Source organism: Mesorhizobium sp. B2-5-3 (genome assembly GCF_006441005.1).
Classification (GTDB): domain Bacteria; phylum Pseudomonadota; class Alphaproteobacteria; order Rhizobiales; family Rhizobiaceae; genus Mesorhizobium.
Genome location: NZ_VFUS01000004.1, coordinates 170963 through 193828, shown reverse-complemented (window position 1 = coordinate 193828; position 22866 = coordinate 170963). Strand labels below are relative to the sequence as shown.

Sequence of the window (22866 nt, the reverse complement as noted above, 5' to 3'; positions counted from 1 at the left end):
GTTTGAAGATCAGAGGCCTTGCGGCCCGGTTTTTGCTCCGAAAAGAGCGAGAAACTGCTGCGTCGCGCGGACGGCATCACCGCCGATCGCCGCCTCAGTCAATTCCAGCCGGTCGCCAAGCAAGAGACGGATCTGCACGTCGCGGGCGACCAGCCCGAAAAACGTACGGAACGCCGTCTCGGCGTCCGAGAAATCGAGCAGCCCGGCCTGGCGGCCGGCCTCCAGCACCGGCTTCAGGCGCTTGGCGAGGGCAAAGCGCCCGTTCTCCAGCACCACCGCGCCAAGATCATCCTTGCCCGAACCGGCATGGCCGACCGCCACCCGGTTGAGTGCGATCGAAGTGTCGCTGGAAATGACCTTCAGCCAGTCGGAAGCAAATCGCTCCAGGCTCGCGGCCAACGACGCAAGGTCGAGCCCCCTGCCGTCGACCGCCGTCACCCGCACCTTCGAGGCCTGCCATTGCACCGTCGCCGTCAGCAGTCCGTCGCGGTCGCCGAACCATTTGTAGAGCGTTTCCTTGGAGCAGCTCGCCCGCCGCGCCACTGCGGTCATGGTCAGATTGTCGCCCTCTTCGACCAGCAGGCGGAGCGCTGCATCCAGGACCGCCTTCTGACGCTCCGTCAGCGCTTCGCCGTTGTCGATATCGGCATTTGCCTGCAACACGCTCTGTTCCCGTTTGATGGTAGAGCCGTAGATCGCCCGAGCTCAGTACCGTACGTTACGGTTCGGCATATTGCGCAATCCGAAGATCGGCGCAAGGCCAAAATGACGAAATGTCTTCCCCGTGTCCCCGCAGCCGCGCAACGCGTATGTTCAGTCGCCGGCTGGTGGATCGCGCAACCGCCCGAGCAAGGCCGATACCGTGTTCAGTTCTTGCGGCGAGAGCTTGTCGCCAACCAGCTCCGCGATCGACCTGCCATAGACGGCCCACATACGGCGGCGCGTCTCTCGTCCCTTGGCCGTGATGCGGACGGTTTGGCCGCGGCCGTCATCAGCCACCGGCAGCTTCTCGACAAACCCATCGGCTTCAAGTCGGGCCAGCAGCCGCGAAATATTATACTGCGCGAACAGGGTTCGTTCGATCAGCTGGAACGGCCGCAAGCCGCCCTCGCCCGCCTCAGCGAGTTCGTGCAGCACGTCATACCAGGCAAGCGGCGGCAGGCCGCCTTCCTTCAGCGCGTCTTCGGCACGTTCCACCAGCTGGCGTGATACCCGCATCAGGCGTGCCCAGGTCTTGATGGCCTCCGGCGATGGCATGGCTGTCTCGATCATGACGGCATCATAAGAGATAGATGCAATTGCATCAAGCTTGACGACCAATGCATTTGCATCTAGATAGATGCGAATGCATCGATATTGAGAGGCAAATCCGATGAAGCATGCCAGCACCCTCATTCTCGTCAGCCATCCCCTTTGCCCCTATGTCCAGCGTGCGGCGATCTCGCTGACCGAGAAAGGCGTGCCGTTCGAGCGCGTCGACATCGACCTCGCCAACAAGCCTGACTGGTTCAAGGCGGTCTCGCCGCTCGGCAAGGTGCCGCTGCTGCGCGTGCAGCGGGGGAACGATGAGACGGTGATCTTCGAATCCGCCGTCATCCTCGAATTCCTCGAAGAAACTGAGGCCAATCCCCTCCACCCGGCCGACCCCTATGCCCGTGCCCGGCATCGTGCCTGGATCGAGTATGGCTCAGCCATCCTCAACGCCGTCGGCCGGTTCTATTCGGCGTCGACCGAGGCAGGATTCCTTGCCGAGTCTCGGACGCTGTCGGAAATGTTCGATCGTGTGGAGACCGAATTGGCGGGCGAAGCCGGCCGGACTGGACCATGGTTCGAAGGCGGGCGCTTTTCGCTCGTCGACGCAGTCTACGGCCCTGTCTTCCGCTACATCGATACCTTCGACCGGATCGGCGATTTCGGCATTCTGGACGGCAAACCGCTCGTCCAGGCCTGGCGCCAGGCATTGAGTGGACGCCCGTCCGTCAAGCATGCCGTGGCGCAGGACTATCCACTGCGCCTGCATGCCTTCCTGCGGGCGAAGGGATCGTATCTTTCGACGGTCATTCGCAAGAACGATCGGGCCAGCGCGCTTCCGCCAGCCCAGTTCGGCTGAACGGATCGACCACCGTGCCGGCCACCATCGAGGCCAGGAACTGCGGCGAATGCGCGGCGTCGCGGCGCCACCACGCGGCTTATGCCTGGGCGGCATCAAAATCCGCACGCGCTTCGCGCACCGCATCATGGTTGAGTTCGGCCCATAGGATCAGTTGATGAAAGGCGCCGAACATCGAGCGCCCGAGATCGGTCAGGCTGTATTCAACGCTCGGTGGTTTGGTCGGGAACACTTCACGATGCACATAACCGTCGCGTTGCAAATCGTGCAGTGTCTGGGTCAGCATGCGCTGCGAAATGTCAGGCACCAGCCGCCGCAACTCGCCGAAACGATACGGCCTTTCAGCCAGCGCCATCACCAGCAGCGATCTCCATTTGCCGCTGACGCCCTGGATGACATTGCGAACCGGACAATCGGCAAAATTACCGCCCCCGCTCATCGCTTTGTAGGTCTCCAGCTTCGATTTCAGATTGGTGACCTTGCCGTCCATCGCTGGTTCCCTGGGTGTGCCTACCTCCCGAAAAACTGCCTTCTTTACGGCGACAGGTCAATTCCTATTTTAGTGCTGGTCTCTTTCTGAGACCACTAGAGCACCCGCCGCTTCGGCACAAATCAGGATCTCCGATGACCGAAACCCTTCTCGTCACCGGCGCCTCCGGCCAGCTTGGCCGCGGCGTCATCCGCTATCTCCTGGACGCGCATAAAACTCCGCCTGCAAAGATCATCGCTATCACGCGCAATCCCGAAAGCCTGGCAGATTTGGCGGTGCGCGGCGTCGTTGTCAGGGCCGCAGACTTCAACGACGCCATTTCGCTGGAAACCGCATTCAAGGGCGCCGACAAGGCGCTGATCATTTCGACCGGCGATCTCGATCTCAAAAGCGGCAAGCGCCTGAAGCAGCACGAGAATGCCGTCGCGGCGGCCAAAAACGCCGGCGTCTCGCACCTGCTCTATACCTCGATGCCCAACCCGGAACCGGTGTCGCCGGTCCTGTTTGCCGGTGACCACTACAGCACCGAGCAGGCAATCAAGGCGAGCGGCATCCCCTACACGATCTTCCGCAACGGCTGGTACCAGGAGAACCTGTTCATGGCGCTGCCGCACGCGATCGCCTCGGGGCACTGGTACACGTCCGCCGGCGAAGGCCGCATCGCCCATGGCGCGCGCGACGACATGGCAGCGGCGATCGCCGCCGGTCTCGCTTCCGGCTCGACCGACAACAAAACCTACACGCTGACTGGCCCGCAAGCGTACACGACGGCAGAGATCGCCGCCCTTGTCAGCGAAGTCACCGGCAAGCCGCTCGATGTCGTGCAGGTTTCGGATGATGTCCTGACCGAAGGGGTAAAGGCATCAGGCGTTCCCGAGGATTTTGCCGGCGTCATCGTTTCCTTCGACGTCAACACGCGTGCCGGCCGCATCGCCATGGTGACGGACGCGATCGAGATGCTTTCCGGCAGGACGCCAAGGACGTTGAGACAATTCCTCGAGGCGAACAAGGCTGCCCTGGCAGGTTGAAATCCACGCGGCGGGAAGTCTGTTCTCGACTTTCCGCCCCTACTTCGATGTTTTGATCAGGCCGTGCCGAATAAGGCTCTCTCCGGTCGCAGCCAGCGCGTCTTCGCGCGAACGCGACTTCCAGCCGAGCATGCGAACCGCCTTGGCATTGGTGGCATTCTTGACCTTGCCCAGCTCAGGCACGAGCTGCGCGACTTCCGGATTGAACAGTCCCACCATGCGCACCAGCCAATCGGGAAGCTCTCTGGTCGAAACGCGCTTCGCCGCGTTACCGAGCCGCTTTCTCAAGGTTTGCGCGATTTCCCGCACGGTCATGAAATCGCCGGCCACCGCCAAGAAGCGCTCGCCGTTGGCAGCTGGATCGGTCATGGCGCGGATATGCAGGTCCGCCACGTCGCGTGCATCGACGACGCCGAAGGACAGGCGCGGCAGCCCCGGCATGGCGCCATTCATCATGCGTTGGACAAATTCGGTGGAGGTCGAATGGTCCGGGCCAAGCACAGGCCCGAAGATGCCGACGGGGTTGACGGCAGCAAGCTCCAACCCGCCCGCCTCGGCGGCGATAAAATCCCAGGCCGCGCGCTCGGCGAGCGTCTTCGACTTCACATAGGCGCTGACCCTTCCCATCGGATCGGTCCAGCTCTCCTCGGTGAACGGACGGCCGTCGGGCGGCATCTTGCCGTAGCCGACAGCCGCGAAGGAGGACGTCAGCACGACGCGTCTGACACCGGCATCTCGTGCCGCCCGCAGCACCCGCAACGCGCCTTCACGGGCCGGAATGATCAGCTCGTCATCATGCTTGGGCACGCCGGGCGGGAACGGCGAGGCGACATGCAGGACATAGTCGCAGCCCGCAGCGGCTAGCGGCCAGCCGGCATCGCTCATGAGATCGGCGATTGTAAAGGAGAGCCTGTCATCCGGCTCGACGCCACCTGCCTTGAGCATGGCCAGGACATCGGCTTGCCGCCTGGCCGAGCGCACAGTCGTGCGCACGCGGTAGCCAGCCTTCAGCAATTCAAGGATACAGTGAGCGCCGAGAAAGCCAGATCCGCCGGTGACAAGCACCAATTCGCCGCTCATGCCCGTCCCCCGAAGCGTCAGCCCAAGGCGATCGAGACCGTCAGATCGCCACCTGCGTGCCGATCTCTACCACACGGCCGGTCGGTATCTGGAAATATTCAGTGGCGTCGGCCGCCGTGCGCGCCAGCCCGATGAACAGCCGGTCTTGCCACACCGGCATGCCGGAATTGGGCGAGGCTTTCAGCGAGCGCCGGGACAGGAAGAAGGAGGTCGTCATGATGTCGAACTTCCAGCCTTGCTTGCGGCAGATCGCCAGCGCGCGCGGGATGTTGGGCTGCTCCATATAGCCGAAGGTCAGCGTCACCCGCATGAACAGCTCGTTGACCGTCTCCATCTTGACCCGGTCGCTGTCGGGCACCACCGGCTGCGGCGCGGTCACCACCGAGAGGATCACATTCTGCTCGTGCAGCACCTTGTAGTGCTTCAGGCTGTGCATCAGCGCGGTCGGCGCGCTGAGCGGATCGCTGGTCAGGAACACCGCGGTGCCGGATACCAGTTGCGGCTTTTTCTTCAACAGATTGCCGGCCAGGAAATCGAGCGGGATCTCGTTGCGGCGGGTCTTGTCGAAGAGATAACGGCTGCCGCGCACCCAGGTCCACATCGCCAGAACGATGGTGAAGGCCACCGCCAGCGAGGCCCAGCCGCCTTCGAACACCTTGACGATGTTGGAAGCAAAGAACCCGACATCGATGAAACCGAACAAGGCTGTCATCGCGACAGCCACCCACAGCCGCCATTTCCAGATGCGGGTCATGACGACAAACAGCAGCACGGTGGTCACCAGCATGTTGCCGGTCACCGAGATGCCGTATGCCGAAGCCAGCCTGCTGGATTCGCCGAAGCCCACCACCAGCATCATCACCACCAGCGCCAGCAACAGGTTGACGCGCGGCATGTAGATCTGGCCGGACTGTTTTTCCGACGTGTGCAGGATTTCCAGCCGTGGCAGCATGTTGAGCTGCACCGCCTGCCTGGTCAGCGAGAATGCGCCTGAAATCACCGCCTGGCTGGCGATGACCGTCGCGGCGGTCGCCAGCACCACCATCGGGATCAGCGTCCAGCCTTCGTTCATTTCGAAGAAGGGATGTCCGACCACGCCGTTCTTGGCCAGCACGAAGGCGCCCTGGCCGGCATAGTTGAGCAGCAGGCAAGGGAACACGATCGCCAGCCAGGCGAGCACGATCGGCTTGCGGCCGAAATGGCCGAGATCGGCATAAAGCGCTTCGGCGCCGGTGACCGCAAGGAAGATGGCGCCGATGGTGACGAAGGCGACATCGGGCGAATTGATCAGGAAGGCGACGATATAGTGCGGGCTGATCGCCCACAGGATTTCCGGATCGGCGATGATATGGTTGAGGCCGGACAGGCCGATAGCCAGGAACCAGACCGCGGTGATCGGGCCGAAGATCAGCGCCACGCCGCCGGTGCCGAAGCGCTGCACCGAAAACAGAACCGCCAGGATGACCAGTGTCAGCGGCACGACATAAGGCTGGAAGGTCGGCGTGACGACATTCATGCCCTCGACCGCCGAGAGCACCGAAATTGCCGGGGTTATGACGGCGTCGCCGAAGAACAGCGAGGCGCCGACGATACCGATGCCCAGGATGATCGCCGAGCGCTTCGGGAAACTGCCGCGCGCCAATGCCATCAACGACAGCACGCCGCCTTCGCCGCGGTTGTTGGCGCGCAGCACGAACATGATGTATTTGATGGTGACGATGATCGTCAGTGACCAGATGATCAGCGAGAGAACGCCAAGAATGTCGCCACGGTCGGCCACTTCGCCGCCCGACGACGCCACCAGCGCCTCGCGGAACGCGTAGATCGGGCTGGTGCCGATATCGCCGTAAACAACGCCGAGCGCGCCGAGCATCAACACCTTGGTGCTGTGCTGCTCGATCTCAGGATGGCTCGATTGTTCGACGGTTTCTGCCTCACTACCAGTGTTGGCAAGGGCCATGAACGACACTCCGATAAGCGGGCGGTGCTCTACGCTTGCTGCGATGCAATATCAAGTACCGTCGCGTTATGGCTGCCATGCTTTGCACGCGAGGCTGCCACCATTACCACCCGCAAGCCCTGAGAAATCGGCCCACCGTGCCGGCCATGCCATACTCCAACGCGTCGGCTGTCAACCCATGTCCGATCGACACTTCGGCCAATGCCGGAACGCGTCGCGCCAGGGCCGGCAGGTTGCTCACCGTCAGATCGTGCCCGGCATTGACCTCAAGGCCCGCGACAAAGGCCGCATCGGCGGTTTTTCCCAGTCTTTCCAGCTCCTTGGCCGCCTTGGCGGAATCGGCATGGCAACTGCCATAAGGTCCCGTGTAAAGCTCGATACGGTCGGCGCCGGTATCGCGCGCGGCGTTTATGCCGGCAGGATCCGCATCGGAGAACAACGAGACCCGGAAACCGCCCTTCTTCAGGCGTCTCACGATCGGTGTCAGGAACGCTGCATCGGCGATGAAGTTCCAGCCATGGTCCGAGGTTGCCTGGGAGGGATCGTCAGGCACCAGGGTCACCTGTTCCGGTTGATGCTTTTCCACGAGAGCCAGGAAATCCTCGGTCGGATGGCCCTCGATGTTGAATTCGGCCCGCGGGAACTCATCGTCGATCAAGGCCCTGATCTCAGGCAGGTCTGAACGGCGGGTATGGCGCTCGTCCGGGCGAGGATGCACCGTCAGCCCATGCGCTCCCGCCGCAAGCGCGATGCGGCCAAGCGTGATCACATCGGGCCACGGCAGGTCGCGCCGGTTGCGCAGCATGGCGATGGCGTTGAGATTGACGGAAAGCTTTGCGGGCATGGCTTCGGATCCTGCTCGATTTCGGCGCATCTATACCGCCTTTGACTGGAACAGATAGGGGGTTTCCGGTGTTCCAGAAGATCGGATGACGTTTGTGAAAGGATACGATCCCTTGAATTTCCTCGAAGCCGTGCCGGCAATCCGGCGCATCGATACGGACCGTGAGGATCTCTTCGCCATCGATATCGTCGGCCATGTCTCGGCGGCCGACGCGGAAAACCTGTTCGGCCTGCTCGAAGCGGCTTACGCGCTTCACCCGCGAATCGATGTGCTGGTGCGCGTGATCGATCATGACGGCGTCGACTGGAGCGACATATCGGACGAGACGCTGCGACAGGGCGCGGTCCAGGCCGCAGAGCATATCGGCCGTTGTGCCGCGATCGGCGAGCCGGACTGGACGGCGCAGGCGCGAGACTTCCTCCCTACCCCGCCGCCGGTCGAACTCAGGCATTTCAAAGACGAGGCCGATGCCTGGCAATGGCTCGGCGCCAGGCAACTGGGCTCCGCTACCTGACGATCGTCAACCGTTCGGCCGCCCGGGTGATCGCGGTGTAAAGCCAGCGCTGGCGCGTTTCCTTGAACGCCCAGCTTTCGTCGAACAGCACGATCTCGTTCCACTGAGACCCCTGCGCCTTGTGCACGGTCAGCGCATAGCCATAGTCGAAATCATCGAACCGCTTCTTCTGCTGCCACGGGATATCGGCGTCGGGATCCTCGAACGCCGCCTTGAGCAGCTTGATCTTGGCGACACCGCGGTCCGGATCATCCTCTTCGGGCGACACCAGGAGGTTGATGCCAGGTTTCACCGTCTCGCGCGACGAGGTCATCACCGTCCACAGCGAACCGTTGAGCAGGCCCTTGGCCGGGTCGTTGCGCAGGCACACCAGCTTGTCGCCGGCCTGCGGATAGTCGGCATTGAACCCCTTGAGCTCGCGCAGGCGCTGGTTGTAGCGGCGGCGCGTGCGGTTAGTGCCGACCAGCACCTGGTCCGCCCTCAGCACTAGGTCCTGGTTGACGTCTTCCTTGCCGATCACCTGCGCCGTGCCGTAGTCGCCGCGCATGAATTCGCGCCCCTCGCGCACGTCGAGCGCCAGCCGCAGGATCGGATTGTCGCGCGCCTGCCGGTGGATTTCGGTGAGCAGGAAATCCGGCTCGTGGTCGGTGAAGAAGCCACCGCCCGAGATCGGCGGCAACTGGCCGGGATCGCCCAGCACCAGGATCGGCGTGCCAAAGCTCAAGAGGTCACGGCCAAGCTGCTCGTCGACCATCGAGCATTCGTCGATGATGACCAGTTTCGCACGCGAGATCGGGCTCTGCCGGTTGAGCGAAAAAGTCGGCGACATCGACGTCTTGCCAGTCACCTCGTCTTCGACCGATTCCTCCCCCTTGGGCCTGTAGATCAGCGAATGGATGGTGCGGGCATTGACCGCGCCCTTGGAGCGCAGCACCTGCGCCGCCTTGCCGGTGAAGGCGGCGAACTGCACCTGGCCGTCGACATGTTCGGCGAAATAGCGCGCCAGCGTCGTCTTGCCGGTGCCGGCATAGCCGAACAGCCGGAACAATTGCGGCTTGCCGGCCTTGAGCCAGCGCGCGACCGCCTGCAGCGCCTCGTCCTGTTGGGGTGAAAATTCCATCTGATCGTGTGACCGGATTCGCAAGGGAAAGACAAGATGGCGGCCACCGCCATCGAGGCAGCCGGCGGCAAACAAGGTTATCAGGCGAGGACGGGAACGTAAAGGGAACGGGCGGCGTGTCCGCACGATCACCTGACGGCGTGCGGATCGTTCTCCAGCAGGATCGGCTTGCCGTGCGGCGTGGCATGCGCGGCGCGCTCCCAGGCCCGTGCCATCGCATCGACATCGGGCTTGGCGGCCAATCCTTTCGACGCCAGCAGCGTTTCCAGCGCTGCCAACCAATGTTCGTAATAGTCATGGCCGTCAGCCCCGGCGCCGGGTTTCTTCACTTCGGCCGACAGTGCCTGCGCCCACTCGCTCCACGAAAACAGGCCCTTGTCGTGCAGCGCCACCGTCATCGCGAAGGCTTCGGCCTGCCAGGGCTCGGCGAAGACGGGCGCATCGAGGCCGGCGGGCAGACCGGCAGGCCCGTTCGCCTCAGGCCGGTTCAAGATAGTTCTCCCAGGCATCGATGGACACGGTCAGCGTCGGATCGGCCCCGTCGCCCCAGATCTCGGCTCCGTCGAAAACCACCGTATAGACCCATTGCGGGTTCTCGCCCTGCCCATGCGCGTTGGTGTCCGGGAATACAAAGCCGTCGCGCACCGCTTCGATCCTCCCATGCTTGCCACGCGCGTAGCGCGGCAGCCTGGTGTGGCCGGTCGGATTGAAATTCCTGGTCCGCACGCGGTCGCCGGCCCTGAACCGCGGCGCCGTTTCGACCGGCCGGTTGCACGGAGCGCCCTTGGCCAGCACGGCCGGAACGTCATCGGCCTTCAGCACTCTTTTGGGCGTCGCCGCCGCATCGATCGCCTCGCCTGCCTTGAGATCACGCTCGCTGACGAAACCATGGCGCTTGAGCAGGGTTTCCAGCGCCTTGATCCAGATCTGGTAGTAGCTGGAGGCATAATAGTCGGCCGGATGCAGCGATTCCCGCGCATGCCGACTCTCATCGATATTCCAGGCGCCCATTCCGCCGGCGGTGAGCGTCACGCCGAGCGCCCGCCGCTCCCAGTCGGCATGAAAATACGGCTCGTCCCGTTCCGGCGCCACCGGTCCGAATCCCATCTGTCCACCGAGATCCTGCGGGCCGTTCATGCCGGCTCCCCCGTTTGTTCCGTTTTTTGGGCCAGCGCGGTGCCGATCATGGCATCGCGGCTTACCAATTCGGACAAGCGCTCCTCGCTCCAGCCATCGGTTCCTTGAGGCCGCATCGGGACGACGAGATAGCGCAACTCCGCCGTCGAATCCCAGACGCGTATCTTTGTTGAGGCCGGCAGCGTCAGCCCGAATTCCTCAAGCACGCCGCGCGGATCGATGACCGCGCGCGAGCGGTATGGCGGCGCCTTGTACCAGACCGGCGGCAGGCCGAGCACCGACCATGGATAACAGGAGCACAGCGTGCAGACGACGAGATTGTGCGTCTCTTCGGTGTTGAACACCGTCTGCATGTGCTCGCCTTGCCGGCCGGTGTAGCCCAGCGACCCGATCGCCGCCGTCGCATCGCGCTTCAGCCAGTCGGCAAAAGCGGGATCGCTCCAGGCCTTGGCCACCACCCTCGCGCCGTTGCGCGGACCGATCTTGGTCTCGTAGGTATCGACGATGACATCGATCGCGGCCGGATCGATCAATCCCTTGCGGGTGAGAATGGTTTCCAGCGCGCGCACGCGAGCGGCAAACGGATCGAGTTCGTTGTCGTGGTCATGATCGTGGGACATGGCCACAAACTACGGCTGCGATCCGCCGGCCGCAAGCATGACGACTTGGGCCAGTGGGCGCGACGCGGATACACTACTCCGCGGCCGTCTTTTGCGGCTCGCCTCGGATTTCGTCATCATCGTCGAACAGCGAAGGCTGATCCCCCGCTTCGACCAGATGCAATTCGGGCTTGCGCTTCGGCATCAGCCCGACCAGCCAGCCCGAGAAATTTTCCATGTAGACATAGATTACCGGTGTGACGAACAGCGTCAGCGCCTGCGAGGCGAGCAGACCGCCGACAACGGCGACGCCCAGCGGCTGGCGCAGCTCCGCGCTGGCGCCCGTGCCGAGCGCGATCGGGAACGTGCCCATCAAGGCGGCCAGCGTCGTCATCATGATCGGCCGGAACCGCATCAGGCAGGCCTTGTGGATGGACTCGGTGGCCGACATTCCTTCTCGTCGCAATTCGAGCGCGACGTCGACCATCATGATGCCGTTCTTCTTGACGATGCCGATCAGCATCAGGATGCCGATCACCGCGATGACGGACAGGTCCATGCCGGCGAAGCGCAAGGCGACAACCGCTCCCAGCACAGCCGATGGCAAGCCTGTGAGGATCGTGAGCGGATGGATGAAGCTCTCATAGAGAATGCCAAGCACGATATAGATGGTGAGGATCGCGCCGCCGATCAGCAGGCCCTGGTTGGCGAGCGAGTCCTGGAAGGTCTTGGCCGTGCCGGCGAAGCTGGTCGAGATCGTCTCCGGCATGCCGATCTGCTCTTTGAGCGCGTTGATGCGGCTCACGCTGTCGCCGAGCGCCACGCCTTGCGGCAGATTGTAGGAGATCGTCACGGCCGGAAGCTGGCCGAGCTGGTTGACCGTCAAGGCGCCGGCCGTGCGATCGACCCGGGCGAAGGCGCCAAGCGGAACCAGCGAGCCGCTCGCCGTCCGCATCTGGATGGCCAGCATCCGCTCCGGGGACCACTCGATCTTGGGATCGAGCTCGGTGATGACTTCGTAGCTGTCGGCGGAGCCGAAGATCGTCGAAACCTGGTCGGTGCCGAACCCGCCATAAAGCGCCGAGCGCAGCGTGTCGGTGTCGATGCCGAGCTGGGCCGCCTTGTCGCGATCCACCACCAGCGTCGCCTGCAGCGCATTGTTCTGCAAATCGCTGGTGACGTCGGTGAAGGTCGCATGATCGGCCGCCATCGCGTCATTCAGTTTCTGCGCCCAGGTGTCTGTCTGGCCGGTGTCGAGGCCCTGAACCACGAGCTGGTAGGCGCTGGCAGACGAGCGCGAACCCAGCCTCAGATTCTGCACAGGCTGCATGTAGGTCTCGATGCCTGCGACGCCGGCCAATTGCTTGCGCAGATCGGCAAGCACCTTCTCGATATTGGGCCGCTGGTCCTTGCCCTTGAGCTGGACGAAAAGCTGCCCCTGGTTGAGCGCATTGTTGCCGCTGCCCGCCGACCACGCAACATGGTCGACATAGGGCGAATGCGAGAAGACGCTGGCCACCTGCCCCTGCAGCTTTGCCATGGCGTCGAACGAGATGTCCTGGCGCGCAATGGTCGTCACCGATATCTGGCCGATATCCTCCTGCGGGAAAAAGCCCTTCGGCGAGACCTCGATCAGCCACACCGACGCCGCCGCGGTGCCTATGAAAACCAGGAACACCAGGAAGGTGTGCCGCAGGCAGAAGCTCAAGATCCGGTCGTAGCCGCGGGTGATGAAATCGCGCCTGTGGCCATCGCCATGCGCCTCCCGGTCGGCCTTGGTCACCGACAGCAGCCGCGAGCACAGCATCGGCGTCAGCGTCAGCGACACGAACATCGACGCCAGGATGGCGACCGTCACCACGACGGCGAACTCGTTGAAGATGCGCCCGATGACGCCGCCCATCAGAAGCACCGGGATGAACACGGCCACCAGCGAGATCGAAATCGAAATGATGGTGAAGCCGATTTCGCGCGCGCCCTTCAGCGACGCATCGAAAGCCGACAATCCGTCCTCCTCCATGTGACGGAAGATGTTTTCCAGCATCACGATGGCGTCGTCGACGACGAGGCCGACCGCAAGCGTCAGGCCCATCAGCGAAATGTTGTCGATGGAAAAGCCGAACAGGAACATCGCGCCGAGCGTGGCGATCAACGAGATCGGCACCGCCACGGCCGGGATGATGGTCGCCGTAACGCGGCGCAGGAACACGAAGATCACCATGACCACCAGCGCGATGGTCAACAGCAGCGTGAACTGCACGTCGTCCACGGCCTGGCGGATCGAGGTCGAACGGTCGTTGAGCAGCTTGATCTGGGCGGCGGCCGGCATCTGGTCCTGGAAGGACGGCAGCATCGCCTTGACCTTGTCGACGACGTCGACAGTGTTGGCGTCGGGCTGGCGCTGCACCGCCATGATGATCGCGCGCGTGCCGTCATACCAGCTGGCAGTCGTCGTGGTCTGCACCGAATCGACGACGCGCGTCACCTCGCCCAGCCGTACCGGATGACCGTTCTTGGTGGCGATGATGAGGTTGGAGAATCCGGCGGCGTCGGTCAGCTGCGTATTGGCCGTGATCGTCAACTGCTGTTTGTTGTTCTTCAGAACGCCCAGCGGGGTGTTGGAGTTGGCGGATGCGATCGCCGCCTGCAGCTGGTCGATCGAAATGCCGCGCGCGGCAAGCGCGGTCGGGTCGATCTGAATGCGGACTGCATATTTCTGCTGGCCGAAGATTGAGACCTGCGCCACACCGTCGATGGTCGACAGGGACGGCGAAATGACGTTTTCGGCGAAAGCATCGAGATCGGTCAGCGGAACCGTATCGCTGACCAGCGACATCAAAAGGATCGGCGCGTCGGCCGGATTGACCTTGCGGTAGCTCGGCGGCGAGGTCATCTGCGGCGGCAGCGATCTTTGCGTGCGCGCGATCGCTGCCTGCACGTCCGCGGCCGCGGCATCGATGTCGCGGTTGAGCACGAACTGGATGGCGATCGAGGTCTGGCCGAGCGAGTTGGTGGTCGAGATCGAATCGATTCCGGCAATGGTGGCGAATTGCTTGATCAGCGGCGTCGCCACCGACGTTGCCATCGTTTCCGGCGAGGCTCCGGGTAGCTGAGCCGAGACGTTGACGACAGGGAATTCGGCACTGGGCAGCGCGGCCACCGGGAGGAACTTGTAGGCGAACAGCCCGCCCAGAACGAGGGCGAACGACATCAGGAGGGTGGCGACAGGCCTGCGAATGCAGAACTCGGAGATCATTGGGCCGCCTCGCCGGCCTTGTCCGCTTGCGCGATCTTGGGTGCTGCCTGGTCGCCGGATCCGGCGGATGCCTTGCCTTCGTGCACGGCAGCCCCGTTCTTCAGTCGCGTCTGGCCTTCGATAACAACCTTCTCGCCGCTTTTCAGGCCATCGCTGATGGCGCTGTTCTGACCTTCGGTCAGCGCCACTTGCACCGGCCGCATTTCGACTGTGTTGTCAGGCTTGACCACATAGACGAACGGTCCCTTCTGGCTGGGCTGCACCGCGACCGTGGGGACGGACGTCATCTGCGGCATGATGCCGGCGTCGAGCACGACATTCACATATTGGCCCGGCCACAGCGACAGATCGGCGTTGGGTATGCTGGCTCGCGTTGCGATGGTGCCGGAAGCGGTATCGACGCTGGAATCGACGAAATCGAGCGTGCCCTTGCCAATGGGTGTCGGGTCGCCGTCCTGGGTCAGGGTCACTGCCCCTTGCTGTGGCTTTGCCAGTGCCTTGTGCAGCAGCGCAAGGTTGCTTTCGGGCAGGTTGAAGTTCACCTGCAGCGGATCCATCTGGGTGATGGTGACGAGCGGGGTCGAGGTGCTGCTGCTGCCATTGCTCGTGGTCACGAGATCGCCCACGGCAACGTTGACCGCGCCAAGCCTGCCGGAAATCGGCGCGGTGATCCTGGCAAAGCCAAGCTGGACATTGTCTGCATCGATTGTCGCCTTGTCGGCATCGACAGTCGCTGCCGCCGCCTTCTGCGCGGCAACGGCCTGGTCGTAGGTCTGCTGCGTACCGGCCTGCTTGGCGACAAGATCCTTGGCGCGCTGAAGATCGGAATTCGAACTGGCAAGCAGCGCCTGATCCTTGGCGAGCGTCGCCTGATCCTTGGCGAGCTGCGCCTTCAAGGCACGGTCATCCAGCGAAAACAGGAGATCGCCGGTTTTCACCATCTGCCCGTCCTTGACGTCGATCGACACGATCTGGCTGGACACGCGCGCGTTGATGCTGACCACGGCGGGAGAGGAGACGAAGCCGATGGCGTAGCGCCGGACCGGGAAATCGGCCGTCGTTGCCGTGGCCGAGATGATCGAGGCCGAACGGGCGCCAGTGCCGCCGGCCGCCTGCTTGGCCCCTGCCTGCGGATCCTGCCTATCCGGCGTCGGCTTGTCCGACGCGACCTGCTTTGCACCGATGATCTGCCGGGCCCTGCTCAGCGTGTCGGGAGACAGATAGAGCCAGGCCGCGCCTGCGCAGGCGACCGCAAGCAATGAAAGAATGACTTTTCCACGCATCGACAAAAGACCCTCTCCGTCCGACACGCCATAGCCAGGTGGTCGTATTCTAGCTCAAATCACGACTGCCTGCCGCGATTTCGCTGAATAGATAGGACAGGGCTTTGGCGGAAAAGGGCCAAAACACGGCATTACGAAGATTTAATGTGCACTGCACAATGGATGGGCAGCCCACTATGATCGCGTGCAAAAGCCGGATCGCGAGCCTGGACAGCTTACCGCAGCATCGGCCAAAGCGTCGCGGCCAGCAACACGCCCATGGCGATGTTGAACCATTTCAGCCGCACGGGATCGGACAGGAAACCGCGCAGCGCCGTGCCGAATCCCGCCCACACTGAAACGCTCGGCAGGTTGACGATGGTGAAGGCCACCGAGATCAGCGCCACCGACAGGAACGGATGCTCCGGATTGGAGTAGACGGCCATGGCGGTGATCGCCATCACCCAGGCCTTGGCATTGACCCACTGGAACGCCGCCGCCTCGATGAAACGCATCGGCCGCGCCTTCGTCTCGCCTTTGCCGCTGAGCGAGCGTGACATGGCGATTTTCCAGGCAAGGTAGAGCAGATAGGCGGCGCCGGCGATCTTGAGCGCGGTGTGCAGCGCCGGGAACGCCGTCAGCACGGCGCCAAGACCAAGGCCGACCGCCAGCAGCAAGACAAGAAACCCGATGCTGATGCCGAACATATGCGGCACGCTCCTCACCAGGCCGAAATTCACACCTGAGGCGAGCAGCATCAGATTGTTAGGCCCGGGCGTGATCGAGGTCACGAAGGCGTAGACAAGCAAGGCGAGGAATGCGTCGAGCGACATGATATCCTCCCAGATAAGCCAGTATTATTGTCACTTCCAACGACCGCACAAAGGCCACCCTCGGCCGGTGGCCGATCCCGTCGTCACGCTGTGGAGAAACTTACCGGTGCTACATCCCCTGCGGGCCACGGTTCATCGCCGCCACGCCGGTGCGGCAGATCTCTACCAGGCCGAGCGGCTTCATGATGGCGATGAACTGGTCGAGCTTGGAGCCCTTGCCGGTGATCTCGAAGATGAAATGCTCGGTGTTGGCGTCGATGACGCTGGCGCGGAAGGCATCCGCCAGGCGCAGCGCCTCGACGCGGGCCTCGCCGGTGCCGGCGACCTTGACGAGCGCCAGTTCCCGCTCCAGCGGCCGCTCCTGGCCGAACTCCTGCGAGCGCACGGTGAGGTCGACGACGCGGTGGACCGGCACGATGCGCTCGAGCTGATGCTTGATCTGCTCCAGCACATGCGGCGTGCCGCGCGTCACGATGGTGATGCGCGACAGATGTTTCTCATGCTCGGTTTCCGAGACCGTCAGGCTCTCGATGTTGTAGCCGCGCCCGGAAAACAGGCCGATGACCCGGGCAAGCACGCCCGGCTCGTTGTCGACCAGCACTGAAAGCGTGTGGTTCTCGGGCTTTTCCGTTTCCTTGGCGATGAAATAGGCGGAGCCGGTCGGTTGTAGCTGTGCGTTCATGATGTGAATCTCGACTTCAAACTCTTGGATCTAATCTCTGTTTACGCACGGCTTCTCGCGACAGCCCTGCCTCTGTCCGCTGCTAAACCAGTTCCCTGCCCTTGGCGTCGATGGCGTTGGCCACCGCCTCGTCCGTCGCCTCGTCCGGCAAGAGCATCTCATTGTGCGCCTTGCCCGACGGGATCATCGGGAAGCAATTGGCGAGCGTCGCCACGCGGCAGTCGAACAGCACCGGCTTCCTGACCGAGATCATCTCCTTGATGGCATCGTCCAGCTCGTCCGGCTTGTCGCAGCGAATACCGTGGCCGCCATAGGCTTCGGCCAGCTTGACGAAATCAGGCATGGCTTCGGTGTAGGAATGCGACAGCCGGTTGCCGTGCAGCAGCTGCTGCCATTGCCGCACCATGCCCATATACTGGTTGTTGAGAATGAAGATTTTGATCGGCGCGTCGAACTGCACCGCGGCACTCATCTCTTGCATCGTCATCTGCACCGAAGCGTCGCCGGCGATATCGACGACCAGCGCGTTCGGATGCGCGATCTGCACGCCCAGTGCCGCCGGCAGGCCGTAACCCATCGTGCCGAGCCCCCCGGACGTCATCCAGCGGTTCGGCTTCTCGAAATGGTAGTGCTGGGCCGCCCACATCTGGTGCTGGCCGACCTCCGTCGTGATGTAGGTGTCCATGTCCTTGGTCAGGGCATAGAGCCGCTGGATGGCATATTGCGGCATGATCACGTCGTTGTTCATCTTGTACGCGAGCGAATCGCGCGCGCGCCATTTGGCGATCTGCTCCCACCAGGGATAGAGCGCCTTCTTGTCGGCCTTGGCGGTTGCCCGCCACAGCCGCACGAGATCCTCCAGAACCCGGCCGACATCGCCGATAATGGGCACGTCGGTGTGGACGTTCTTGTTGATCGAGGACGGATCGATGTCGATATGGATCTTCTTCGAGTTCGGCGAGAACGCGTTGAGCCGGCCGGTGATGCGGTCGTCGAAGCGCGCACCGATGCAGACCATCACGTCGCAGTCATGCATGGCCATGTTGGCTTCGTAGGTGCCGTGCATACCGAGCATGCCGAGCCAGTTCTTGCCAGATGCCGGATAGGCGCCGAGCCCCATCAGCGTCGAGGTGATCGGGAAACCGGTGAGGTCGACCAGTTCGCGCAGCAGATGGCTCGCTTCCGGACCGGAGTTGATGACGCCGCCGCCGCTGTAGATGATCGGTTTCCTGGCACCGGCCAAAAGCTCGACCGCCGCCTTGATCTTCTCCAGATCACCCTGCACCTTCGGCTGATAGCTGGTGCGTGGCGCGGTTTGCGGAGAAACGTAAAAACCCTTGGCGAACTGCACGTCCTTCGGGATGTCGACCACGACAGGACCGGGACGGCCGGTGGTGGCGACATGGAAGGCCTCATGGATGGTTGCGGCAAGTTCGTTGACGTCCTTCACCAGCCAATTGTGCTTGGTGCAGGGGCGCGTGATGCCGACCGTGTCGCACTCCTGGAAAGCGTCCGAACCGATCAGCGAGGTCGGCACCTGCCCGGTCAGGCACACCAGCGGGATCGAATCCATCAGCGCGTCCTGCAAAGGCGTCACCGCGTTGGTCGCGCCCGGACCCGATGTCACCAGCATGACGCCTGCCCTGCCGGTCGAGCGCGCATAGCCCTCGGCCGCGTGGCCGGCGCCCTGCTCGTGCCTCACCAGGATGTGCTCGACGTCGTCCTGCTGGAATATCTCGTCATAGATCGGGAGAACCGCGCCGCCCGGATAACCGAAGACATGCTTGACGCCATTGTCCTTCAGCGCCTGCACCACCATTTCGGCGCCAGTCATTTCGCGCCGCTCGCTCTGTCCGTTGCTCATCGGTTTGGTCCCGTACTGTCCGCCATCTGGCGATTTGCTGGTCGTTTAGTCGTGTTTAAGGCAATAAAAAAGGCCCCCGAGGGAGCCTGTGTGTTGCGCATGGGAGGTTTTCGCCCGGCGGTTACACCGCCTTGCCCACGCGCCTTCCTACGAGAATGAGTGCCTTTTTCATGGTGGCGAACCATAAGGGTGAAAGCAGCCGTTCGTCAATGGGGTCGATTCCGCTTTCATGCCGGCTTGCCCGATGCATGGCACGAAGCACGCGCACGCCGTCATTTAGACCCGGCTCGACGTCGGGTCGCTGGTCAAACCCTTGAAAACAAAGCGAACTATTTGGCGACGTGACGCGGCCCATGGTTTGCCGCGATACTGCCCGAGGCCGGACCCCAAGCTCGGCAAAGGCAGCTCGCAACGAGGCCGATCAACAAAAACGCGGAGGAAACTGATGCTCGACAAGGCCCCGAACAGGAAGCTTTCCGACCTTCTCGAACGATTTGGCGCGGCCCTTGCCGCCGGCGACGTCGACAAGGCGGTCGAATGCTTCCAGGAAGATTGTTATTGGCGCGACCTCGTCACCTTCACCTGGAATATCAAGACCATGGAAGGCCGCGATCAGGTGCGTGACATGCTGGAAAGCCAGCTATCGAAGACGAAGCCATCACATTTCGCCATCGCCAGGGGCGAGGACGCGACCGAGGCGAACGGGGTGATCGACGGCTGGATCAGCTTCGAGACGAATGTGGCGCGCGGCTTCGGCCATATCAGGTTGAAGGACGGCAAGATCTGGACGCTGCTGACCACAATGGTCGAGCTGAAAGGCTATGAAGAGCCGGCCGGCTTCGCCCGGCCCATGGGCGCCAAGCACGGCTCCGGCAGGAACCGCCCGACCTGGAAGGAAGAGCGCGAGAAGGAAGCGGCCGAGCTTGGCTTCAAGACGCAGCCCTATACGGTCATCATCGGCGGCGGCCAGGGCGGCATCGCGCTTGGCGCACGGCTCCGGCAGCTCGGCGTGCCGACGATCATCATCGAGAAGAATGAACGTGCCGGCGACAGCTGGCGCAAGCGCTACAAGTCGCTCTGCCTGCACGATCCGGTCTGGTATGACCATTTGCCCTACATCGATTTTCCCCGGAACTGGCTGGTTTTCTCGCCCAAGGACAAGATCGGCGACTGGCTGGAAATGTACACCAAGGTGATGGAGCTGAATTACTGGTCCTCAACCGAGGCCAAGAGCGCTTCCTACGACGAGGAGAAGAAGGAATGGACAGTTGTCGTCCACCGCGACGGCAAGGACATCACGCTGAAGCCGAAGCAGCTGGTGTTGGCCACCGGCATGTCCGGCCGTCCCAATCTGCCGAAGTTCAAGGGCATGGAGAATTTCAAGGGCGATCAGCACCACTCCTCCAAGCACCCCGGCCCCGACCAATATGCCGGCAAGAAGGTTGTCGTCATCGGCTCGAACAATTCCGCGCACGACATTTGCGCAGCACTGTGGGAAGCCGGCGTCGACGTCACCATGGTGCAGCGATCGACCACCCACATCGTCAGATCCGACACGCTGATGGATATCGGGCTTGGCGCGCTCTACTCGGAGCAGGCGGTGCAGAACGGTATGACCACCGCCAAGGCCGACCTCATCTTCGCCTCCCTGCCCTACAAGATCCTGCACGAGTTCCAGATTCCGCTTTATGAGAAGATGAAGGAGCGCGACGCGGCGTTCTACAAGGGCCTGGAAAAGGCGGGGTTCATGCTCGACTGGGGCGACGACGGCTCCGGCCTGTTCATGAAATATCTCAGGCGTGGCTCCGGCTACTACATCGATATCGGCGCTTCGCAGCTGATCATCGATGGCGCCATCAAGCTCAAGAGCGGCGTCGATGTGGCCGAGATCAAAGAACATTCCATCCTGCTCAGCGATGGCACCGAACTGCCGGCGGACGTCATCGTCTACGCCACCGGATACGGCTCGATGAATGGCTGGGCGGCGGAGCTGATCTCAAAGGAGGTTGCCGACAAGGTCGGCAAATGCTGGGGACTCGGCTCGAACACCACCAAGGATCCCGGCCCATGGGAAGGTGAGCAGCGCAACATGTGGAAGCCGACGCAGCAGGAGGCGCTCTGGTTCCATGGCGGTAACCTGCACCAGTCGCGCCATTATTCGCAGTTCCTGTCGCTGCAGTTGAAGGCCAGGCAGGAAGGCATTGCGACGCCCGTCTATGGGCTGCAGCAGGTTCACCACAAGGGATAAGCCAGATCGTGGCGAAAAACCGAGGGAGGCGCGGTTTTGGACCGCGCCTCCCTTTCCTGATCGGTGCGATCGGCTACGCCGCCTGGTCGGCCGCGAACCGCGCCACCACGCGTTCTAGCAACGGCACATAGTCGCGAAACGTGCGCGTCCTCATGTCGGCGACCTTGCCGCCCTCGTCCCAGATGCGGACGCGCACCGCCTCTTCGTGAAACGGGTTCTTGCGGAACCCGGCCACCTCGTCCGGGCTCATCGGCCCGCCCTGCAACGACAGCGTATGAACCGAAGCCGGCGACAGCTTGTCGAAATAGGTCGGGTCGGTGGCGCAGAGATAGCGCTTGGCCGAGACATGCAGCCTGACGCATTCGACGATGACCGGCGGGAAGAACGGCGCCAGCACCTCGCCGCCGGCCTCGTCATGGTGCTTGTCCTCGACGTCATCGGGCGAATAGGTACCGAACTCGCTGGTGTAGTGGCCGATATCGTGCAGCAGGGCTGCTGCCACCAGTTCTTCCGGCGCACCATCCTGCTCTGCGAGCCAGGCGCCCTGCAGCATATGCTCGGACATCGTCACCGGCTCGCCGAGATAGGATTCGGCTCCCCGGCGCTCGAAGATATCGGCGATGAATTCGACGATGTTGCCGGCGTTCAGATCATGTGCGTTCATTCCGCCGCCTCCTTGAAACCGTGCTCGATCGCCGCCAACGTCGACAGCAGGCCGTCCTTGTCGGCATAACAGCCCTGCAGCCAGCGTTTGCCGGTTCCCGAAAACGCCTTGCGCGCATGCATGACGCGGGTGTTGTCGACGATGAAGGCCTGCCCCGGCTCAAGCTTGAACGTTACTTCGAAAGCCGGATCCTCGATCAACTCCGCAAAGCGGCGATAGGCGGCGTAGTAGGCATCCATCTCGGCGAAAGGCACGTCGATGGTCGGCGCCAGCGAGCGGTTGTTGAAGCGGATGCAGATCAGTTCGCCGTCCGGCCCGAGTTCGATCATAGGCCGCTTCGCCTGCAGCCGCACGCCGGACGATCCGGCATATTCGAAACGGGCAGGATGCGAACTCAGGAGTCGGAAGCCTTCGGGATTCTCGGCCTGCAAGGCGGCCGCCACGGCGAACCCGTCGACCACGCTGGACTCACCACCCTCCACCGTGTTCTCGATACAGGACAGGATCTGCAGCGTCGGCACCGGGTCGCGATAAGGATTGTCGGTGTGCGCCTGGAGGCCGAGATTGGTGTAGGCCAGATTGTTCGGATTGACCTCGGCGCGCACTTCGAACCAGCGCCCGTAATTGGTCTCCCTAATGTAGCCGAACAGGTCGGAGACCTTGCACAGAGCGCCGGATTCGGCCGGCAGTCCGTCCATCACTGCAAAACCGTAGGCCCTCACCGCCAAGAGCCATTCCCGCAGCACACTGCGGCTGCGGCTTGCCTTCGGATAACCGGCGCGCGGCACCGAATTCTGCATCGTGGCCCTTGTCCAGCGCTGCACCGCGTCGGCGGTCCATCCGGACTGACGGGCCTCGGCGCGATCATAGGCATTGGCTCGAAGCCACGCCTCGGGAAAGCTGACCGTCTTCTTCTCGGGCACGAATCTGATCTCCACGGCATTGCCCTTGATCGAAGCGGCACCGATCCGCGTCTCGGCTGGAACATCGAGGATGGTGATCAGTCGCTGGCCGTTGCCGGCGCTGCGTGTCTTGTCGTCGAGTGCGTTGTCGCGAAGCCACAGGGCGTGGAATCGGCAGCGTGTCCCGTCCTTCCAGCCCAGCTCGATCATTCTTCCTGCGTCGCCTATCAGCGCATCGGTCAACATGGAGATGTTCCTGTCCGTTGCGCCCCG

21 protein-coding genes are annotated in these 22866 nt (G+C 62.8%); 4 read left to right on the top strand and 17 right to left on the bottom strand.

The genetic code is table 11. The annotated features are described in order from the left end of the window. Nucleotides 1-9: 9 nt before the first annotated feature. Both FJ867_RS11240 and FJ867_RS11235 read right to left on the bottom strand, forming a co-directional pair. Nucleotides 10-663 carry a TetR/AcrR family transcriptional regulator gene (locus tag FJ867_RS11240; protein WP_140516455.1) on the bottom strand — a complete coding sequence of 218 codons (654 nt, stop codon included), beginning with the start codon at nt 661-663 and terminating at the stop codon, nt 10-12. Nucleotides 664-813: 150 nt separating this feature from the next. Beyond that, nucleotides 814-1272, bottom strand: a complete 459-nt coding sequence (locus tag FJ867_RS11235) for a MarR family winged helix-turn-helix transcriptional regulator (protein ID WP_140516702.1) — start codon at nt 1270-1272, stop codon at nt 814-816. A 100-nt stretch (nt 1273-1372) separates the two neighbouring features. Between FJ867_RS11235 and FJ867_RS11230 the strand changes: the two genes are divergently transcribed. Further along, nucleotides 1373-2110, top strand: coding sequence for a glutathione S-transferase family protein (locus FJ867_RS11230; protein WP_140521163.1), 738 nt, complete (start codon nt 1373-1375; stop codon nt 2108-2110). A gap of 79 nt (nt 2111-2189) precedes the next feature. Here FJ867_RS11230 and FJ867_RS11225 read toward each other — a convergent pair whose 3' ends face one another. Further along, a complete protein-coding gene (locus FJ867_RS11225; protein WP_140495388.1) occupies nt 2190-2600 on the bottom strand; it encodes a helix-turn-helix domain-containing protein in 411 nt (136 codons plus the stop codon). 134 nt (nt 2601-2734) lie between these two features. Between FJ867_RS11225 and FJ867_RS11220 the strand changes: the two genes are divergently transcribed. Beyond that, nucleotides 2735-3628 carry an SDR family oxidoreductase gene (locus FJ867_RS11220; protein WP_140495386.1) on the top strand — a complete coding sequence of 298 codons (894 nt, stop codon included), beginning with the start codon at nt 2735-2737 and terminating at the stop codon, nt 3626-3628. A 39-nt stretch (nt 3629-3667) separates the two neighbouring features. Here the strand turns inward: FJ867_RS11220 and FJ867_RS11215 are convergent, their stop codons facing one another. The 3 genes from FJ867_RS11215 to FJ867_RS11205 form a co-directional block, all read right to left on the bottom strand. Beyond that, nucleotides 3668-4708: an aldehyde reductase gene (locus FJ867_RS11215; RefSeq protein WP_140521164.1), complete on the bottom strand. Its 1041-nt coding sequence runs from the start codon at nt 4706-4708 to the stop codon at nt 3668-3670. Between the two features lie 40 nt (nt 4709-4748). Beyond that, entirely contained in the window at nt 4749-6668 is a 1920-nt protein-coding gene (locus FJ867_RS11210; RefSeq protein ID WP_140495382.1) for a potassium transporter Kup, read from the bottom strand. Nucleotides 6669-6771: 103 nt separating this feature from the next. Then, nucleotides 6772-7512 (bottom strand): pyridoxine 5'-phosphate synthase, encoded by a 741-nt coding sequence (locus FJ867_RS11205; protein ID WP_140521165.1) that lies wholly within the window; start codon nt 7510-7512, stop codon nt 6772-6774. Nucleotides 7513-7624: 112 nt separating this feature from the next. Here FJ867_RS11205 and FJ867_RS11200 point away from each other — a divergent pair, with 112 nt between their 5' ends. Next, nucleotides 7625-8026 (top strand): STAS/SEC14 domain-containing protein, encoded by a 402-nt coding sequence (locus tag FJ867_RS11200; protein ID WP_140521265.1) that lies wholly within the window; start codon nt 7625-7627, stop codon nt 8024-8026. On the opposite strand, the gene FJ867_RS11195 is transcribed toward FJ867_RS11200, so the two are convergent. The 9 genes from FJ867_RS11195 to FJ867_RS11155 form a co-directional block, all read right to left on the bottom strand. After that, nucleotides 8019-9146 carry an ATP-dependent RecD-like DNA helicase gene (locus FJ867_RS11195; RefSeq protein WP_140656828.1) on the bottom strand — a complete coding sequence of 376 codons (1128 nt, stop codon included), beginning with the start codon at nt 9144-9146 and terminating at the stop codon, nt 8019-8021. The two genes, FJ867_RS11200 and FJ867_RS11195, sit on opposite strands and share 8 nt — an antisense overlap. A 128-nt stretch (nt 9147-9274) precedes the next feature. Beyond that, the gene (locus FJ867_RS11190) at nt 9275-9637 is read right to left on the bottom strand and encodes a nitrile hydratase accessory protein (RefSeq protein WP_181168352.1); all 363 of its coding nucleotides are present in this window, start codon (nt 9635-9637) and stop codon (nt 9275-9277) included. Next, on the bottom strand, nt 9624-10283 hold the full coding sequence (nthB, locus tag FJ867_RS11185; protein ID WP_140521166.1) for a nitrile hydratase subunit beta: 660 nt from the start codon (nt 10281-10283) through the stop codon (nt 9624-9626). Before nthB ends, FJ867_RS11190 begins: the two co-directional genes overlap by 14 nt. Then, nucleotides 10280-10903, bottom strand: a complete 624-nt coding sequence (gene nthA, locus FJ867_RS11180; RefSeq protein ID WP_140521167.1) for a nitrile hydratase subunit alpha — start codon at nt 10901-10903, stop codon at nt 10280-10282. Before nthA ends, nthB begins: the two co-directional genes overlap by 4 nt. Before the next feature lie 73 nt (nt 10904-10976). Further along, nucleotides 10977-14138: an efflux RND transporter permease subunit gene (locus FJ867_RS11175; protein ID WP_140817386.1), complete on the bottom strand. Its 3162-nt coding sequence runs from the start codon at nt 14136-14138 to the stop codon at nt 10977-10979. Then, nucleotides 14135-15421 (bottom strand): efflux RND transporter periplasmic adaptor subunit, encoded by a 1287-nt coding sequence (locus FJ867_RS11170; RefSeq protein WP_140817385.1) that lies wholly within the window; start codon nt 15419-15421, stop codon nt 14135-14137. Before FJ867_RS11170 ends, FJ867_RS11175 begins: the two co-directional genes overlap by 4 nt. Before the next feature lie 215 nt (nt 15422-15636). Beyond that, nucleotides 15637-16233, bottom strand: a complete 597-nt coding sequence (locus FJ867_RS11165; RefSeq protein WP_140516483.1) for a LysE family translocator — start codon at nt 16231-16233, stop codon at nt 15637-15639. A 109-nt stretch (nt 16234-16342) separates the two neighbouring features. Then, nucleotides 16343-16915: an acetolactate synthase small subunit gene (ilvN, locus tag FJ867_RS11160; RefSeq protein WP_023676680.1), complete on the bottom strand. Its 573-nt coding sequence runs from the start codon at nt 16913-16915 to the stop codon at nt 16343-16345. An 82-nt stretch (nt 16916-16997) separates the two neighbouring features. Continuing rightward, entirely contained in the window at nt 16998-18779 is a 1782-nt protein-coding gene (locus tag FJ867_RS11155; protein WP_140516486.1) for an acetolactate synthase 3 large subunit, read from the bottom strand. 445 nt (nt 18780-19224) lie between these two features. Here FJ867_RS11155 and FJ867_RS11150 point away from each other — a divergent pair, with 445 nt between their 5' ends. After that, a complete protein-coding gene (locus FJ867_RS11150; protein WP_140817383.1) occupies nt 19225-21027 on the top strand; it encodes an NAD(P)/FAD-dependent oxidoreductase in 1803 nt (600 codons plus the stop codon). A gap of 73 nt (nt 21028-21100) precedes the next feature. Here FJ867_RS11150 and FJ867_RS11145 read toward each other — a convergent pair whose 3' ends face one another. Both FJ867_RS11145 and FJ867_RS11140 read right to left on the bottom strand, forming a co-directional pair. Continuing rightward, on the bottom strand, nt 21101-21691 hold the full coding sequence (locus tag FJ867_RS11145) for an HD domain-containing protein (RefSeq protein WP_140495362.1): 591 nt from the start codon (nt 21689-21691) through the stop codon (nt 21101-21103). After that, nucleotides 21688-22839, bottom strand: coding sequence for a gamma-butyrobetaine dioxygenase (locus tag FJ867_RS11140; RefSeq protein WP_140817381.1), 1152 nt, complete (start codon nt 22837-22839; stop codon nt 21688-21690). The genes FJ867_RS11145 and FJ867_RS11140 overlap by 4 nt, the downstream gene beginning before the upstream one ends. Nucleotides 22840-22866 lie beyond the last annotated feature (27 nt).

Bases quoted from the DNA above. Each gene is read 5' to 3' on its own strand.
- FJ867_RS11215 (WP_140521164.1), bottom strand. From the start codon at position 4,708: ATGAGCGGCGAATTGGTGCTTGTCACCGGCGGATCTGGCTTTCTCGGC.
- FJ867_RS11150 (WP_140817383.1), top strand. From the start codon at position 19,225: ATGCTCGACAAGGCCCCGAACAGGAAGCTTTCCGACCTTCTCGAACGA.
- FJ867_RS11170 (WP_140817385.1), bottom strand. From the start codon at position 15,421: ATGCGTGGAAAAGTCATTCTTTCATTGCTTGCGGTCGCCTGCGCAGGC.
- FJ867_RS11205 (WP_140521165.1), bottom strand. From the start codon at position 7,512: ATGCCCGCAAAGCTTTCCGTCAATCTCAACGCCATCGCCATGCTGCGC.
- FJ867_RS11220 (WP_140495386.1), top strand. From the start codon at position 2,735: ATGACCGAAACCCTTCTCGTCACCGGCGCCTCCGGCCAGCTTGGCCGC.
- nthB (WP_140521166.1), bottom strand. From the start codon at position 10,283: ATGAACGGCCCGCAGGATCTCGGTGGACAGATGGGATTCGGACCGGTG.
- FJ867_RS11145 (WP_140495362.1), bottom strand. From the start codon at position 21,691: ATGAACGCACATGATCTGAACGCCGGCAACATCGTCGAATTCATCGCC.
- FJ867_RS11155 (WP_140516486.1), bottom strand. From the start codon at position 18,779: ATGAGCAACGGACAGAGCGAGCGGCGCGAAATGACTGGCGCCGAAATG.
- FJ867_RS11165 (WP_140516483.1), bottom strand. From the start codon at position 16,233: ATGTCGCTCGACGCATTCCTCGCCTTGCTTGTCTACGCCTTCGTGACC.
- FJ867_RS11225 (WP_140495388.1), bottom strand. From the start codon at position 2,600: ATGGACGGCAAGGTCACCAATCTGAAATCGAAGCTGGAGACCTACAAA.
- FJ867_RS11140 (WP_140817381.1), bottom strand. From the start codon at position 22,839: ATGTTGACCGATGCGCTGATAGGCGACGCAGGAAGAATGATCGAGCTG.
- FJ867_RS11235 (WP_140516702.1), bottom strand. From the start codon at position 1,272: ATGATCGAGACAGCCATGCCATCGCCGGAGGCCATCAAGACCTGGGCA.
- nthA (WP_140521167.1), bottom strand. From the start codon at position 10,903: ATGTCCCACGATCATGACCACGACAACGAACTCGATCCGTTTGCCGCT.
- ilvN (WP_023676680.1), bottom strand. From the start codon at position 16,915: ATGAACGCACAGCTACAACCGACCGGCTCCGCCTATTTCATCGCCAAG.
- FJ867_RS11210 (WP_140495382.1), bottom strand. From the start codon at position 6,668: ATGGCCCTTGCCAACACTGGTAGTGAGGCAGAAACCGTCGAACAATCG.
- FJ867_RS11230 (WP_140521163.1), top strand. From the start codon at position 1,373: ATGAAGCATGCCAGCACCCTCATTCTCGTCAGCCATCCCCTTTGCCCC.
- FJ867_RS11195 (WP_140656828.1), bottom strand. From the start codon at position 9,146: ATGGAATTTTCACCCCAACAGGACGAGGCGCTGCAGGCGGTCGCGCGC.
- FJ867_RS11175 (WP_140817386.1), bottom strand. From the start codon at position 14,138: ATGATCTCCGAGTTCTGCATTCGCAGGCCTGTCGCCACCCTCCTGATG.